Annotated in this window: 10 protein-coding genes; 7 read left to right on the forward strand and 3 right to left on the reverse strand. The window is 49.9% G+C overall.

The annotated features are described in order from the left end of the window. The 4 genes from ABID13_RS06810 to prfH all read left to right on the forward strand — a co-directional run bounded on the left by ABID13_RS06810 (window position 1) and on the right by prfH (window position 5398). Entirely contained in the window at window positions 1-2232 is a 2232-nt protein-coding gene (locus tag ABID13_RS06810) for a DUF3160 domain-containing protein (protein WP_048930470.1), read from the forward strand. After that, the gene (locus ABID13_RS06815; RefSeq protein WP_048930471.1) at window positions 2226-3170 is read left to right on the forward strand and encodes a CapA family protein; all 945 of its coding nucleotides are present in this window, start codon (window positions 2226-2228) and stop codon (window positions 3168-3170) included. The genes ABID13_RS06810 and ABID13_RS06815 overlap by 7 nt, the downstream gene beginning before the upstream one ends. Before the next feature lie 555 nt (window positions 3171-3725). Then, entirely contained in the window at window positions 3726-4799 is a 1074-nt protein-coding gene (locus tag ABID13_RS06820; protein WP_007864761.1) for an RNA ligase RtcB family protein, read from the forward strand. 8 nt (window positions 4800-4807) lie between these two features. Further along, a complete protein-coding gene (gene prfH, locus ABID13_RS06825) occupies window positions 4808-5398 on the forward strand; it encodes a peptide chain release factor H (protein ID WP_048930472.1) in 591 nt (196 codons plus the stop codon). Here the strand turns inward: prfH and msrB are convergent. Next, entirely contained in the window at window positions 5385-6347 is a 963-nt protein-coding gene (msrB, locus tag ABID13_RS06830) for a peptide-methionine (R)-S-oxide reductase MsrB (RefSeq protein ID WP_048930473.1), read from the reverse strand. The two genes, prfH and msrB, sit on opposite strands and share 14 nt — an antisense overlap. Before the next feature lie 275 nt (window positions 6348-6622). Continuing rightward, the gene (locus ABID13_RS06835; protein WP_045092180.1) at window positions 6623-8038 is read right to left on the reverse strand and encodes a sodium-dependent transporter; all 1416 of its coding nucleotides are present in this window, start codon (window positions 8036-8038) and stop codon (window positions 6623-6625) included. Window positions 8039-8265: 227 nt separating this feature from the next. Here ABID13_RS06835 and ABID13_RS06840 point away from each other — a divergent pair, with 227 nt between their 5' ends. The 3 genes from ABID13_RS06840 to ABID13_RS06850 all read left to right on the forward strand — a co-directional run bounded on the left by ABID13_RS06840 (window position 8266) and on the right by ABID13_RS06850 (window position 12101). Further along, window positions 8266-8994, forward strand: coding sequence for a helix-turn-helix domain-containing protein (locus ABID13_RS06840; protein WP_007864750.1), 729 nt, complete (start codon window positions 8266-8268; stop codon window positions 8992-8994). A 111-nt stretch (window positions 8995-9105) separates the two neighbouring features. Continuing rightward, entirely contained in the window at window positions 9106-9963 is an 858-nt protein-coding gene (locus ABID13_RS06845) for a hypothetical protein (RefSeq protein ID WP_048930474.1), read from the forward strand. Between the two features lie 8 nt (window positions 9964-9971). After that, complete coding sequence (locus ABID13_RS06850; RefSeq protein ID WP_048930475.1) at window positions 9972-12101, forward strand: penicillin-binding transpeptidase domain-containing protein; 2130 nt, start codon at window positions 9972-9974, stop codon at window positions 12099-12101. A 13-nt stretch (window positions 12102-12114) separates the two neighbouring features. Here the strand turns inward: ABID13_RS06850 and ABID13_RS06855 are convergent, their stop codons facing one another. Continuing rightward, window positions 12115-13254 (reverse strand): ROK family transcriptional regulator, encoded by a 1140-nt coding sequence (locus tag ABID13_RS06855; protein WP_048930476.1) that lies wholly within the window; start codon window positions 13252-13254, stop codon window positions 12115-12117. Between the last annotated feature and the right edge of the window lie 106 nt (window positions 13255-13360).

The raw sequence follows: 13360 nt of genomic DNA on the forward strand, positions 1-13360 counted from the left end.
ATGAATAAAAAAGCTTTATTGGTGCTGAGCATTGGAATGATACTGATATCTGTAGGCGCCTGTTCAGCTCATGAAACCAGTGAGCGGCTGAACAAAGAACCGGAACCTTCTGTGGTGGAAGAGAGCCTTCCTGAAAAGGATGGAAATGCGGACATACCCTCTGCCCCCGATCCCCAGCCCAAGGGCTCCCGGCAAGTGAAAATGAATCTGGATTTCAAACCCGGCTTTCATATTTCCAGTGAGGAATATAAACCTTTAACCATTGAGGCCAAGGTTCCCGCCTACTCACTTAATGCCGATCTGTCCAATATTGAGAACATGGACCAGTTTTCCAATCTGACCCAGGAGCAGAGGGCAATGATTTCAAAGAATGGTTTTGTGGTAACACCCACGGATTCCCAGCAGCTGTTCTACATCTATGAGGATAATACCTACAAAAAAATCCCCGGTTTTGTGACCGCGGATTCCGTTTTACAGCTCTATCACATCTTCTATGACTACTCGCTGCGTAATCTGGAAACCGAATTTTTGTGTGACGACCTGAACCGGCTTAACGAAAGCATGATAAGGGAGCTGACAAACGAATACCAGGATGCGGATAATATAGAGGTAAAAGATAGTATCCGCAAAATGCTGGGATATTTCGGAGTAGCCGGCCTGGCTCTTGGTCAAAAGCTGCCGGAGGATTTTCCGGCAGAGGCCGCAGATCTTGCAAGACAGGAATATGATCTGGTCCAGGCCGCGTCCGGGAAAGCTGCCTCCCCCATGTTCGGCTTTGATATTGAATATTCCCTTTTTAAGATAAGGGGGCACTATACCAGAAGCGATGAATTGGGGAAATACTTCCGGGCCATGAGCTGGTACGGCATTGTACCCATGCCGTTCTATGATGAAAAGGGGCAGAGGGATGAGGAATCCGCCATAAGGGCCATTGTGACCGTGATGGCTCTGTGCAAAGCACCTGCCGACAGCGGTGTGAAGCTGTGGGAAAATATCTACAGCACCACCAGCTTTTTTGCAGGAGAATCCGATGACATAACCCCTTATGAAGTTGCCCAGGCAGTCCAAACAGTCTATACAAATGAACCTGATATGAATCAAATTCCCCATAAGCTGGAGGATTTTTACCGCGAAGTGGAGCAGATGAGAAATGCGGATATCTTATGGAAGATGGAGGGGATCGTCACCCAGCCCCAGATGCGTTTTATGGGGCAGAGGTATATTCCTGATTCGGAAATCCTGCAAGAGCTGACAGAACCATACAAACGTCCCTTCCCATGTGGAATGGATGTATTTGCCGTATTCGGCTCGGAGCGTGCTGAGGAGATACTGGATGAAATCTACCAGCCGAAACAGCAGTGGGACAAATACGAGGAAAATTTCCGTAAGTTGGCGGACCAATTCCGTTCCCAGACCGTGGAGGAACAGACCGGCAATCTTTACAACGGCTGGCTGTACTGTCTGAAAAGCCTGACATCCAGAGTGGACAGCGGCTACCCCTTGTTTATGAGAAATACAGCCTGGGAGGACAAATCCCTGTCCACCGCCCTTGGAAGCTGGGCGGAAATACGTCACGATACCATACTTTACGGAAAACAGTCGGGAACAGAGTGCGGTGGTGACGAACCGCCGGAGATACTGGGATATGTGGAACCGAATCCTGAATTTTTCAACCGCCTCCTTTGGCTTACAACAACTACAAGGGAAAATCTGTCCGACAGGGGACTTCTAAGCGACAGCATGAAGTATAAAATGCTGGACTTTGAGGATATGCTGGATTTCCTTAAAACTTGTGCCTGGAAGGAACTGAACGGTGAGGACCTGAGCCTGGAAGAACACTATTCCCTGCTGACCTACGGCGGCACGCTGGAGTATCTCAGCAGTTCCATAGCAGAGGCCAGCGACTGGTATCTGGTGGAGTCGGACACGGACAAACATATGGCCGTAATCGCTGATGTCCATACCAGTGACAGCGCCTATCTTGAGGCAGGTGTGGGAACTGCGGCTGAGATTTATGTGGCTGTGTCGCAGTATGGGAAAATTTATCTTACCAGGGGAGCTGTGTTTGATTATTATGAGTTCGTGTCCGGGGAACGGCTGACCGATGAAGAATGGCAGGAACAGCTCAAACAAAATCCGCCCCAGAGACCGCCTTTTACGGATTCATTTATGGATAAGACTTCCGGCGGGGAAGTTCCCGTGCCGGATGAACCGTATTCCACGGGATGTTAAAGCGCAGACGTTTATATTTCACACTGTTTGCCCTAATCATGGGAATGGGAGCCTTCATCCGGTTTAAGGCGGAACCGGATGAGGTCACCATTTCTATTGTGGGGGATATCATGCTTTCCAGGGGCGTACAGAAATACCTGGATGAATACGGCTATGACTATCCCTATGGAGATGTACGCCAGTGGTTTTTGAAGGATGACCTGACCATCGCAAACCTGGAGTGTCCCATTACAGAGAATGAAAATGCAGCCAACAAGGCCAGGCGTTTCCTGTTCAGGGCGGACCGGGAAAATGCCGCTTCTTTAAAACAGGCCGGATTCGACTGTATAAATCTGGCTAACAACCATTCCATGGACTACATGAGCGCCGGGCTTCATGACACCATGAAGTATCTGGATGACAGCGGCCTGGCCTATGTGGAAGCATCGGAAAATGCTTCCCTGAAACAGCCTTATATTTTTGAAAAAAACGGGATCCGGGTAGGTGTTCTGGCCTACAGCGCCCTTCCCCCGGAAGGTTTTTTCTTTCACGAGGAAAAACCCACGGTCCAATATATCAGTACCATGGATTTTTCCGGGCTGGAAGAAGATATCGCCGCTGTCCAATGTGATTTTTTAATCGTGTATTTTCACTGGGGGATTGAATACCAGCGGTATAAAAGCGATATGCAGGAACGGATTGCCAAGAAGGCCATTGACCTTGGGGCGGACTTTGTAGTGGGCGCCCATCCCCATGTGTTGCAGGAGCCGGAAATCTATAAGGACAGGTATATTTATTACAGTCTGGGAAATTTCGTGTTTGACAAACAGATTCCGCCGGGAACGGATGAAACCATGATCTTACAGATAACCGTGGGACGCCAGGGGCTGACGGGGGTAGAGGAGATCCCGCTGGTAATCCGGGAGGGGAAACCAGTATCCGGGTTACAGGGAACCTAAACCATTGACAGGCCCGCGGCCTTGCCTTACAGATATTTTTATATTATAATAAGATACATCAAACAAATGGAGAAACGGATCATGAACGCAGGTGAATTTTTTTCAAAGCTATTTGAGAATCCGGTCAATACAGTCATTACCGTACTTACCGTAGTGATCATCATTGAACTGATCAAGTATTTTAGCAACCGTAAGTAAACGAACGGCCTTAACGGCGGTATATGTACGACAGCAGAAGGGGCGGATCCATGCCGTCTTTGACTGGATACCGCCGTATTACGGTTTTTGATACCTTAACTTATCGCTATTTTGAAACAAAATAGTTGACATTTTCCATATTTCCCATTATAGTAAATTTTAGAATCAAGAAGATTTATGATCTTCATAAGCAAAGGAGTGGTTGTTATGTTGGCAAATCAGATGAATCAGGTGAAAACAAGATAACAGTGTAGATCAGACAGGGACTGGCGTACCATATGTTTTTTTACGCACGGCTTGTTGTCGTGTTTTTTTGTACCCTTTTTTACCTGTCAGCTTATGAAGGAGAATTAAGATTTGAATCAGGAAAATTGTATATTGATCAGCAGTGAGAAGAACTGGGTGGAGCAGGCGGCCAAGGACCAGCTCTGCGGCGTGGGCAGGCTGCCCGGTGTTATAAAGGCAGTGGGGCTGCCTGACCTGCATCCCGGCAAAATACCGGTTGGAATGGCTGTACTCAGCCAGGGAAGATTTTATCCCCATCTGATCGGGAATGATATTGGCTGTGGAATGAGCCTTTTTCAGTCGGAGGTCAGACAAAAGAAATTCAGGATGGATAAGTGGGTAACACGTTTAAACTCCATACGGGAGTTGGGAGACATCCCCTGTGATATTCCCTATGAGGAAAAATGCCCCTTCCGGGATTTCGGGACCATTGGCACAGGCAATCATTTTGCTGAATTCCAGTGCCTGGACCAGGTGTATGACGAAACTGCAGCAGGTAAACTGGGACTTATGGACGGAAAAGTCCTTCTCCTCATCCATTCCGGTTCCAGGGGCTATGGACAGGATATCCTTTCACGCTTTTATTCACCAGAAGGGCTGGAGGATGGGACCCCGGAGGCGGAAGCCTATCTGGCGGAACATAACAACGCTCTTTTATGGGCAGAGCGCAACCGGCTGGCGGCAGCGGCCAAGCTTTTGGATCATCTGGGTGTGGACAGCCAGGTAAAACTGTTAATGGACAGCTGCCACAATTATGTGGAGCAGACCAAAGAGGGATGGCTTCACAGGAAGGGCAGCGTATCAGCCGGACACCGGGCCGTGGTTATTCCAGGTTCCAGGGGAAGCCTGACCTACGTGTGTGTGCCCGGAAAGGACACAGGCCTATCCCTGAACTCCCTTTCCCATGGAGCAGGGCGCAAATGGGCACGCAGTATCTGCAAAAGCAGGATTGACCGAATGTATGACCGCAATTCCATACGAAGCACAAAGTATAAAAGCCAGGTGGTGTGCCATGACACCAATCTATTGTTTGCAGAGGCGCCCGAGGCGTATAAGAACGTGGAACAGGTGATCGGATCACTGCAGGAATACGGACTGATCCATGTGGCAGCCACACTGCGTCCCCTGATCACATTTAAAGGGTAGGTGAGGGTATGAGAGTACAGATCAGTTCCGGGCAGGGCCCGGCGGAATGTGAGCTTGCAGTGGGATTATTGTTCAAACAGCTTCAAAGGGAGAGAACGGATATCCGCCTGATCCAAAGTGTCCGGGGACGCAATGCAGGTGGGTATTCTTCCATTCTGTTCGAGACAGAAAAAGATGTGCGGGAGTTGGAGGGCAGCGTACTTTGGGTATGCAAAAGCCCATTCCGCCCCGAGCACAAGCGGAAGAATTGGTATATTGACGTGAGCATGCTGGAACAGCTGCCGGATGTGGCAGAGGATATGCAGCTTTGCTTTGAAACCTTCCGCAGCGGAGGAAAGGGCGGACAGCATGTGAATAAGGTGGAGACAGGGGTGCGCGTTATCCATATCCCCACCGGGATATCGGTTGTATCCACAGAGGCCCGGAGCCAGCACATGAATAAAAAGCTGGCCATAAACCGCCTGTGTGATATCCTTTCAGAAAAGAACCTGGAAAACAGGCAGAAGGAAAAGGAACTGGCGTGGCTGGAACACACCCGCCTGGAACGTGGAAATCCGGTGCGCATTTACGAAGGCATGAAGTTCATCAGGAGGAAGTGATCAGGTCTCTGTAAGCCCCATACCCCTCTGCCTCCATCCGGCTTAAGGGAATAAAACAAAGGGAGGCGCTGTTGATGCAGTATCGCAGTCCTCCCGATTCAATGGGACCATCGGAAAACACATGGCCCAGGTGGGAACCGCCTTCACGGCTTCGGATCTCCACACGGGTCATTCCATGGCTGTCATCATGGTGTTCCGTAACCGCCCCGGGATGGATGGGCCTTGTAAAGCTGGGCCAGCCGCAGCCTGAGTCAAACTTGTCATCGGAAACAAAGAGCGGCTCTCCGGTCACTACGTCCACGTAGATGCCCGGCTCCCTGGTTTCCCAATATTGACCGGAAAAGGGACGCTCCGTGGCTGAATTCTGGGTCACATCATACTGTTCCCGGGTCAATTTTTGTTTCAGGTCATTTACATCTGTGCGAATGCCCACTGTACCGTCCCGGCGCACCTTTAGGCGGTCAAGGCTGCTGAAATCAATATGGCAGTAGCCGTTGGGATGGGCCTTGAGGTAGTCCTGGTGATCATCCTCCGCGGGATAAAAGCTTTTAAGAGTTTCAAACTCCACTGCCAGGGGTTTTTCATAATCCTTCTGCACCGCGGCTATGACGGTCAGGATTTCCGCCATGTCCTCCTCGTCCGTATAATAGATGCCTGTCCTGTACTGGGTTCCCCTGTCATTTCCCTGCCTGTCCACACTTACAGGGTCAATGATCCTAAAAAACAGCTGTGTCAGTATACGCAGTGTGACCACTGCAGGGTCATACACCACATGGACTGTTTCCGCAAATCCCGTCCTGCCGGAACACACATCTTCATAGGTGGGATCCTTCGTATTCCCATTGGCATAGCCGGAGATTGTATTAAGGACACCTGGAACCCTGGAAAAATATTCCTCCACACCCCAGAAGCATCCTCCTGCGTAATATATTTCTTTTGGTACATTCATTGGCCATTCCCCGCTTTCTTTGTGCTGGTGGATCCTATCATATAACGTAAGTGTCTCCATCTCCGCCGGTTATTATAACACAAGCGGCAAAGATGAAGTCAAACGTGTTTCCAGCGCTTACAGGAATCATTCCATTGACGCTCGGGGGTGGGCGGATCCCTATGTGACGGAAGATGAGATCAAGGAAAAGGTCTTAATCCGGTACTTCCCCCATATGGGAAGGATCCGGTAAACGCCGGATCCGGTAAAAGATAGACCCGGCAAACAATCCGTTCTCATCCAAACCAGCCGCGGATCACGGTAAAGATACCGGCTGACTGTAAAAACAATACCGTCATCATGACAGGTGTCACATAGCGTATCATAAATGCGTACATTTTCTTGCGCTTAAAAACATTTCCATTTACTTCCATTTCCTCATTGATCCAGGATGGTTTAATGATCCAGCCCACAAAGATGCAGGTCAAAAGTGAGATAAAGGGCATCAGGAAGCTGTTGCTGATATAGTCCATCAGATCCAGCAGCTGGGCGGTCTGGCCGTTTGGCAGAGGCATTTCAAAGTAAAATACATTGTATCCCATACAGATGACCGCGGCAGCGCCCGCGAACAGGATGCCGATGATCAGGCTCATCTGCCGGCGGGATCTGTGAAACAGTTCCATGCAGTTGGCAACCAATGTCTCCATTATGGAGATACAGGAGGTCAGGGCGGCAAATGCCACCATGATAAAGAACACAAGACCGATCAGGGAACCGGCCTTTCCCATGGCGTCAAAGACCTTTGGAAGAGAAACAAACATCAGACTGGGGCCGGAAGCCATGCCTTCGGTGCCGGAGAACACGAACACGGCGGGAATGATCATAAGTCCTGCCAGGAACGCAACTCCGGTGTCGAAGAATTCGATCTGGCTTAGGGAACGGTTCAGATTAACCTCTTTTTTCACATAGGAGCCATATGTGATCATGATGCCCATGGAAACACTCAATGAAAAGAACAGCTGGCTCATGGCATCCAGAAGGATCTCCAGGAAACGCTTAAAAGTGATCCCTTCCAGATTGGGGATGATATACACCCCCAGTCCCTGAAGACCCGTACGTGTGACTCCGTTTCCATCCGTATATTTAAGGGTAAGGGAGAAAAACGCAATGCCCATGATCATGAAGATCAGTCCAGGCATGATGATCCTGGAAAACTGTTCAATTCCTTTTTCCACGCCCCGGTACACGATAAAGGCAGTGGCTGCCAAAAAGATCAGCATAAAAACCACCGGTGATGCCTTGGACGTGATAAAGGAAGTAAAATAACCGTCCTGTGCCGCTTCTGAACCGCTGGCAGTGAGATAAGCCACAATATACTTTGTGACCCACCCACCAATCACGGAATAGTAGGTCATAATCAGTGCCGGCACAAGAAAGGTAAGATATCCCAGGAAGTTCCATTTTTTGTTGATGGTGCCAAATGCCTTGAGGGCATTCTGCTTTGTCTTTCTTCCAATGGCCACATCTGTGGTAAGAAGGGTAAATCCAAAGGTCAGTACCAGCACAAAATATATGATAAGGAACAGCCCGCCCCCGTCCTTTGCGGCCAGGTAAGGAAAGCGCCATATATTTCCAACGCCCACCGCACTTCCTGCCGCAGATAATACAAATCCGATCGAACCGCTGAAACTGCTTTTCTTTTTGGTGTCCATAAAACTCCCCCATTTTTCATATGTTATAAAATTCAAACATGCTATAGTCTATCAGAAATGTCCCATAAATCAAACAGAAGAATGTTTCGCTAAAATAAACTTTTCAGGCAAAAAGTTTATTCTTAGTAGAATTTTAATGAAAGATGATGTATGATATTGTATTGGATGTGTGAAATATACAAAAGTGTGTATTTTAAAGAAACTTTTAGGAGATCACAGGAGGTACTATGAACAAGATCAGTTTGCATATAGGCGACAGGATACGCATGTACCGGAAGGCCCGGGGACTGACCCTGCAGCAGCTGGCGGACATGATCCACAAAAGCCGTGCAAGTGTGAGCAAATACGAAAACGGGGAGATCACACTGGATGTTGAGACCCTGTGTGAGATAGCCCGGGTGCTGATGGTCAGCCCCGGGCAGCTGATGGATATCCAGCCCGCTCTTCCCAAAACAGCGGAGACAGCATTTCATATCCCTGCTAAAAGTCCTTTTTTTCAGGCGAAGCGGCTGTATTTTTATTTTTATGACGGCAGGTACAAACGTCTGAAGGATGGGATCATTGATATATATGAAAGGGAAAATGCCCCGGGCAACTATGAGGCCACCTTGTCCATCAGCGCTGTAACCCCTGCCGGAAGGAGCAGTGAGATCTATTACACCGGAAAGGTGGTTTACAGTGATATGCTCATCCGGTTCTCCTTTGTAAACCAGTGCAATGCCCTGGAGGAGGACCTGCTTTATATATTCAACCCATTGGAGATCAGGGATTCCACCGTGGGGCTGCTGTGCGGTATATCCAGCGCGGACCTGATGCCCTGCGCCTTTAAGTGCCTTGTGACCCTGACGCCCCAGGAACACACGGAGAACTTTAAGCAGCAGCTTCTGATCACCAAAAAGGAACTTCAGAAATGGCAAAAGCTGAATATGCTCATTGTGGACAACCGGGAACTGTAGTCCCTTTCGTTCCTGAATTGTAAAATTACCATGCAGAAATCTCAATAAAAACTTAAAGCTTGGCCTCTGTAAATATAGTATAATTGTAACAGTTCAAGGCGGCTTGCCTTCTTGACCGAAAAAACCACCCCAAAGGAGGAACAGGAATTGCAATCCCTCAGACAGATAAAACGCTCGCGTCTCATAGCCGCGGCCCTCATTGCCCTGGCTGCGCTTTTTGTCATATGGAACTTATATGACACGGAATTCCATTATACGAATACAGAGGAGGGCAGGCTGTCGGCCCTACAGGATTACATCCCCGGTACTGATTCCCAAACCGGGAAGGTCGGCCCTGATGATCCCCTTCAGGTGATCGCCTGGCAGACTGCCAACAACCGGCTGTTTATTTTCTATGCCGCAAAAAACAGGGACAATGTACACGGGATCCTGCACCTTCAAAAGGGGATAAACGGCAAATACAGGCCTGTGAACGCAAGCATATCGCCTTTTCCTTTTACCTCCGGTGTGTACAGTGAAACCCTGTGGGTGAAAGGAACGGACTGGAGTCCTGTGATACTGGCCGGGGACGGCTGTGAAACCATTGATTCATTCCAAGTGGAATATGGGGCAGGGATCGCGGAGGACGGGATCCAGGACACCGTTACAGCCAGTATGACCTATCCGGTGGAACAGGGGGATTTCCTCTGGCTGCTGGACAGGAAGGAACTGCTGGAACAGCTGGGGCTTGCAGGGAAGGACCCTGTCCGGATCTCAGTGAACACCATCCGCCTTCTGGATACGGATGGCGGGGACGTCACCGGCCAGTACACGGATGATCTTGTCAATGACAGCTGGAGCGGCAGCAAGGGGACTGCAGAGATGGGCATGGTGTATGTGTTTATAGGGATCACCGCAATATTGGGAGTGATCGTTGTCCGGTATTTTTTAACAAATGATAAAATAAAATCAAAAAGGGACAGGAATTGAGGTATCGTATGCGAAGCAGAAGAAAGAGAAAGAACAAGGGCAGGGCAGCAGCCATTGTCATAGCTGTCCTGGCTGTTGCCGCCGGTTTGGCCGGTGGTTCCTATTACTATATACAGGGCCTGAAAAAGGCGGAAATTCCTGCCCCGGATGAGCTGTTTGCCCAATACACCTCCTACCTGGCCCATGGCAGATACGAAGATATGTACGATATGCTGGATGAGCAGAGCAGGCAGGAGATCAGCCTGGAGGATTTTGTCATCCGCAACAAAAACATATATGAAGGCATCGAGGCCGGTAATATCCAGTCACAGATCAGTGCAGTGGAGGAGCCAAAGGAACATGTGGCAATTGTCAGCTACCAGATGAGCCTGGACACAATTGCAGGACCGGTTTCCTTTCCCAACCAGGTAACCTTTGTGAAAAGCCGGGAGGACAATCTTTACCGGATGGCCTGGAGTGACCGTGTGATCTTTCCTGAATTCGGGAGTACGGACAAGGTGCGGGTGTTTACGGAAAAGGCGGAGAGGGGACAGATCTACGACAGGAACGGAACACTTCTGGCTGGAAAGGGAACCGCCTCCCTGGTGGGCCTTGTTCCCGGTAAAATGCAGGAGGACCCATCCTCCGATTTGGAGCGGCTGTCTGAACTTTTAGGCATTTCCACTGAAAGCATAGAAAAAAAGCTGAGCGCCGGATGGGTCAAAGATGACTCTCTGGTCCCCATTAAAACCCTGAAAAAGGTGGATGAACTGAATCTTCAGTCCCAGTATCCCACTGAATCCAATGTGCAAAACCGTGGGCTTCAGGATACACTTCTTGCCATTCCCGGGGTGATGATCACCGACACCCAGGTGCGCACATATCCCCTGGGCGAGCAGGCCGCCCATCTGGTGGGGTATGTGCAGAATGTCACTGCAGAGGATCTGGAAAAACATCCGGGAGAGGGGTATCTGACCGACAGCGTGATCGGACGGAGCGGAATGGAGGCATTGTTTGAAAAGGAGCTAAAGGGGACCAATGGCTGTACGGTGGCCATCATACGGTCCGATGGTTCCCTGAACCGGAATCTGGCATCCATTCCCAAACAGGATGGGACGGATATCACGCTGACCATTGACAGTGATCTTCAGCGCATAATTTATCAGGCATTTGAGACAGATAAAAGCTGTACCGTGGCCATGGATCCATGGACCGGTGAAGTCCTTGCCCTGGTAAGCACTCCGTCCTATGATAACAACGACTTTATCCTGGGGATGTCCCAGGATAAATGGACCGCCTTAAATGAGGATTCCCGCAATCCTCTGTTAAACCGTTTCAGGCAGAAGTTCGCCCCCGGCTCCTCCTTTAAACCCATCACCGCAGCCATTGGACTGGCTTCTGAGACCCTGGATCCAAATGAGGATTATGGGAATGAGGGCCGGAGCTGGCAGAAGGACCGGAGCTGGGGGAGCTATTACGTTACCACCCTCCATGAAACCGATCCGGCCAACCTGGAAAACGCCCTGGTGCTTTCCGATAACATTTATTTCGCAAAGGCGGCCCTGAATATCGGCTATGACACCTTTGCAAAGTCTATGGACCGGCTGGGCTTTGGTCAGGAGCTTCCCTTTGAGATTGCTGTGGCCAAGTCCCAGTATTCCAATACCGAAACCATTGAGACGGAGATCCAGCTGGCGGACAGCGGATACGGGCAGGGACAGGTATTGGTAAATCCCATTCATCTGGCCTCCCTGTATACCATGTTCCCCAATCAGGGCACCGTCATAAAGCCCCGGCTGGTATACGAAGCCGGAATGGAAGCCGAACCATGGCTGGACCGTGTATTTACGCCGGAGATAACAGACCGCATTGCAGAGGGCATGAAAAAGGTTGTTTCCTCTGAACACGGCACCGGGCGCGCCGCCTTTCGCTCTGACCTGGAACTGGCGGGAAAGACGGGAACAGCGGAGATCAAAGCGTCCAAATCAGATACCTCCGGTACAGAGCTGGGCTGGTTTGCCGTATATACCACGGATCCCGGACTCACAACCCCGGTGCTCCTGGTAAGCATGGTGGAGGATGTAAAAAACGCGGGCGGAAGCGGACTTGTGGTGAGAAAGGATAAGGCGGTGCTGGATGCCTATATTCCTTCAAACTAAGGCTAAATGAAACTCAAAATGAATCCAGAAACTTCCTGACCAGTGAAATAGCTGCCCCAGGGGCTGCGGAATCCTCTGTAAAAACACTGCGGCGCAGAAATACGGGGGAGGATTTAAAGGGGCATTCCTCATTGACATACCGGGTCAGAAGGGAAAAATCCTGATCCTCCATGAATCTCTGCAAATATCCTCCGATCACATATTCGCAGTCCAGCAGCATACGGATATTGCTGATGGCAAGTGCAAGGTCATGGAGGTAATGGTCCCAGATTACGGCGCGTTCCCTGCTGCCTGCGCGAAGGGCAAAAAAGAACCCTTTAAGGGCTTCCCCTGCCTGAAGCTGCAGTGCATAGGCGGAACAGTAGGCTTCAATACAGCCTTTCTTTCCACAGTAGCAGGAACGTCCTCCCGGGTACAGTCTCATATGTTCAATGACGCTGCTGCTGAGCGCGTGGCCGCGGTGCACCTGGCCGTTGATGATCAGCGCTCCTCCAAAATTACGGGTCAGCAGCAGGAGCACGGCATCCTTCAGATCCTTTTGGGCCCAGACCTCTGCAGTGGCTGAAGCTTCCGTATCGTGGATCATGGTGCAGGGATATGGGATATGCCTTTTGATCTCCTCCAAGGTCAGATCCGTACAGTCCAGGATCTCTCCATAGATAACCGCGGTCCCGTCAGCGGATACAAGCCCCTGCAGGGCAATGGACACCCCAAGGACCTGATCCTGCCGGTAGGGCGTGAGGGAGACAAACTCCCGGACCGATGTGCCCAGCTGCTCAAAGTACGCAGATGTGCGGGCAAAGGGAATGGGAAATTCCTCCGCCTTTAAGATCTTGCCATACAGATCCGCCATAACAATCCCATATGATTCTTTTAGCAGGATGACTCCAACGGAAATACGCGCATCCGATACAAAGCAGTATATCTGCGCCTTGCGCCCACCGGTGGATTCATAAAGCCCCCTGCGTTCAATTAATCCCAGGTTTTCAAATTCCTTCAGGTTCTGTGTCACTGTGGGCAGGCTCATGGAGAGCTTACGGCTGATATCCTGCTTGGAGATCTCTTTGTGCTCATAAACAATCCGCAGGACTCTGCGGCGGTTGGTAACACGCAGCTCTGAGGAAGTCACCGATGAAGTTTCAGCTGACATCATTTAATACACTCCTTTTGCAATTCACTTTTATAAAAGTTAACATTCTTATTTTACCTGTAAATGTCCCCAAAGTAAAGCAGTAAGATGCCCCGTACACCAAGAATAC

Source organism: Enterocloster citroniae, from assembly GCF_040545455.1.
GTDB lineage: Bacteria > Bacillota > Clostridia > Lachnospirales > Lachnospiraceae > Enterocloster > Enterocloster citroniae.